The 1,998-nt window shown below is 51.9% G+C and carries 2 protein-coding genes; one reads left to right on the top strand and one right to left on the bottom strand.

The features are described from left to right. Positions 1-562 precede the first annotated feature (562 nt). Positions 563-1,714 carry a cupredoxin domain-containing protein gene (locus tag QCH34_RS11475; RefSeq protein WP_300334291.1) on the top strand — a complete coding sequence of 384 codons (1,152 nt, stop codon included), beginning with the start codon at positions 563-565 and terminating at the stop codon, positions 1,712-1,714. A 41-nt stretch (positions 1,715-1,755) separates the two neighbouring features. Here the strand turns inward: QCH34_RS11475 and QCH34_RS11470 are convergent. Next, positions 1,756-1,998, bottom strand: a 243-nt coding sequence (locus QCH34_RS11470) for a hypothetical protein (RefSeq protein WP_300334289.1), incomplete at its 5' end; no start/stop codon positions are given.

Genomic DNA, 1,998 nt, shown 5'->3' with positions numbered 1-1,998 from the left:
GGGAAAGATCTGCTGGATTCACAACCCGGATCTGGTGAGAAAGTACGCGATGCGTGAGGATCTCCGGGTCAGATAAATTGGCAGTCTTTGAAAAAACGCCAAGATGTATCCAACAACGATACTATTCTAACAGACTTAATCCACGAATTGGGGTTTATTTTTCAAAAAGGGATTGGATATTTGATTTCCGTTATCCAACACAGATCCAACAACCCAACTATCCATCGTACTGCTACCTTCGGTGAAGACCCCTTTCGCTTCCACGTTTGACTCCCACATATTCCTGAACCCCACCACCGCCATCGCCCAGTAGAAGGGGAACCTCACCACCAGATACCCGTACCGTCCCGGGACCCCACGAAAGGGTTTTTATAAAAAATCAAATATTGATGTGGAGCACGATTTGCGGACACGCCCTGCATATGTAGTGGGGGGAAAACTGCATCGGAATCTGGGCGCGTCCGCACCAGAATTCACCATCCATTCAGGGATATCCGCCAGCTGCTGGCACAGCACATTCTTCAGGTGACTCGCTCCCTCGCGTTATAAAGAGGTAAAGAACATGAATACGCGACCATTTGCTCTTTGCGTTGCGCTTCTCATCATGGTGGGGCTGATATGCTTCGCCGTATCGGCGCGACCCCAAGAGAACGCGACCGTCGTGATTCAGGATCTCAGATTATTACCAAAAATAGTTGAGGTGGTTCCTGGCGGGACGGTGGTATGGACCAATGAGGACAATGTTGATCATACGATGACCAGCACTTCGCCGCTCTTCGATTCAGGAGTGATCGCTCCGGGCGAGGAATTCAGCTTCACTTTCAATGAAGAGGGGACCTACAGCTACATCTGCACCCTCTTCCCCAGGATAAGGGGACAGGTTATCGTGGCTGAAACAGATACAGTTGAATCCCAACCCCCTGATGGTAAGGCCATGATCGCCATCGAGAAATCTGTGAATGGTTGGGATGCGGATGAATCTCCTGGAATTGAGATTGCCGGAATATTCCTCTGGTCCGAGATCTTTATCCGTATCACGAATCCAGGAGACGTCCCGCTGACAAATGTGCAGGTCTCAGATAACCTCCATGGAACGCTCACCGGCTTTAGAGAGGACACGCCCCCGGACCCCACATTCTCAGGGACGAGAGAGGGAAGAGAACAGAACGGCATCCTCGAACCGGGCGAATATTGGACCTTAATTATAGAGGAACAGATTGAAGAAGAGCAATATGAGGATATCGTCAATGTCACTGCAGAAGATCCCGATGGTAACATTGTAAACGCGTCTGATGTCGCATATTACTACGGGCGAATTCAGGAGAGCGATGCTGATTCCGAAGGGTCCATCGAAATTCATGCCGATTTATCAGGATCCGGGGGTGTGCCTTCGGAGGTGCCGCCGGGGCCGAATATTGTCGTGGGTTCATCTGTCGGTGCTGTATTCATGGTCACAAACACCGGGACAGTGCCCTATGCCGATGTTCAGCTCAGCTCGGATTCATTCCGGGCATCAAGCTCACCCGATGGTTTTGATGGACCGTATATCCTCAAGCCCGGTGATACCTGGGGGTTTGAAGAGTATTTCCATACCATTGAGGGAGAGCAGCAGGTCACCATTGCGATAACTGCACTCGATCCAGAAGGCAATCAGGTCGAGGAAAGCATAATCCTCTACTATACCGGCGTGGTTGAAGAGGAGACACCGACTTAAAAAATGACGCGGAAGAAAAAATAACTAAATTTCTAATCTTTTTAGGCAATCAGCCCCAGCTGTTCCTGAACCCCACCACCGCCATCACACAATAGAAGGTGAACATCACCACCAGATACCCGTTCTGCACCAGAATCCCCTCCCCCACCCACAGGAGGTTGCCGACGATCCAGCATCCGAATCCTGCGCCCCGCATCCTCGCCGACCGCCCGGCCACGAGCACCGCCCCGGCGATGCCCAGCAGCACAGCCGCCGCCTGCACCGGGTCCCACGCGGGGATCACC

This window comes from Methanocalculus sp. (assembly GCF_029762515.1).
Classification (GTDB): Archaea; Halobacteriota; Methanomicrobia; order Methanomicrobiales; family Methanocorpusculaceae; genus Methanocalculus.
Note: the sequence above shows the minus strand (reverse complement) of the source record. Positions and strands in the feature narration are given on the sequence as shown.

What these genes read in the sequence shown, in the direction of transcription:
- QCH34_RS11475 (WP_300334291.1), top strand. Translation starts at nt 563, where the DNA reads ATGAATACGCGACCATTTGCTCTTTGCGTTGCGCTTCTCATCATGGTG.